Genomic DNA, 797 nt, shown 5'->3' with positions numbered 1-797 from the left:
GGCGACGTGCAGGCCGCCGGCGCCCTGGCTGCGCGGGCCTTGTCCCTGCACGCCGACCAGCCCCTGGCGCTGGCCGTGCGTGAACGCATCGCCGCGCTTGCCGTGCCGGGATATTCCGTGGTCATTCCCACCTGCAACCGGCTGGACATCCTGCAACGCTGCCTGCACTGCCTGGAACGGCAAACCCTGCCCCGAGACCGGTTCGAGGTGATCGTGGTGGACGACGCCTCCACCGACGGGACCGCAGATTTCCTGGCCGGGTACGACCCGCCGTTCACCCTTCGGACCATCGTCATGCCCGGGCGGGGCGGACCGGGCAAGGCGCGCAACGCGGGCATCCGCGCAGCGCGGGGCGACATCGTGCACTTTCTCAATGACGATGCGCTGATAGAGCCCAACGTACTCGCCCTGCACGCCACCCTGCACGAGGCCCTGGCCGACACGCCCGTTTCCGTGCTGGGCCGGTTCGACTTCGCCCCGCCCTTCACCGACACCCTGTGGGGCTACACCCTGCAACACGGCGACCTGCTGTTCCGCTACCCCACGTTCACCCACAACGGGCTGCACGGGCACACCTCGTACTACACCTGCAACATCAGCACGCCCCGGCAGCAGCTGGTGCAGGCCGGGCTTTTCGACGAGGCGTTCACCGGCGGCCAGTGGGGCGCGGAGGACATGGAGTTCGGCATGCGCCTGGCCGCGCTGCCGGTGCCGGTGCTGTTCCGCGACGACAGCCGCTCGGTCCACGTGCACGACGTGGGCGTGGAGGGGCTGGCGCGCACCGCGCTGGTGCGGGG

General features: G+C 70.4%; 1 protein-coding gene. It reads left to right on the top strand.

Annotated elements, in window-relative coordinates; genetic code table 11:
• The coding region (locus FVW27_RS17740; RefSeq protein ID WP_167127754.1) for a glycosyltransferase family 2 protein at positions 1-797 on the top strand (797 nt) is incomplete at both ends.

This window comes from Nitratidesulfovibrio liaohensis, assembly GCF_011682075.1.
GTDB classification, from domain to species: Bacteria; Desulfobacterota; Desulfovibrionia; order Desulfovibrionales; family Desulfovibrionaceae; genus Cupidesulfovibrio; species Cupidesulfovibrio liaohensis.
The sequence above is the reverse complement of the archived record's forward strand: the minus strand, read 5'-3'. Positions and strand labels throughout refer to the sequence as shown.